General features: G+C 37.5%; 1 pseudogene. It reads left to right on the forward strand.

The features are described 5' to 3' along the window. A pseudogene (locus ACSG5Z_RS31945) lies at nt 1-285 on the forward strand (RNA degradosome polyphosphate kinase); the annotation flags it as partial.

A 285-nucleotide genomic window follows, 5' to 3' on the forward strand; every position in this document is an offset into this window, starting at 1 on the left:
GGGAGAAAGAGAAAAAAGAAAAAAAGAGACAGATAATGGATGGACCATTAGATTTAACATGTCTATTTTCTTTATATAAAAAACTAGCTCCGTTATATGAACATCTAGTATATCCGGCTCTTATTCCGCAACGGCCTCAAGACTTGGGGGATGCGGAAGATGTATTCGAAAAAGCAATTGAGCATGATATGTTATTACATCATCCTTTTGAATCATTTCAGCCAGTAGGTGATTTTGTCCGTGATGCGGCAGACGATCCGAATGTACTTGCAATCAAACAAACAT

Source organism: Bacillus pretiosus, assembly GCF_051294775.1.
In the GTDB taxonomy this organism is placed as follows: Bacteria; Bacillota; Bacilli; order Bacillales; family Bacillaceae_G; genus Bacillus_A; species Bacillus_A wiedmannii.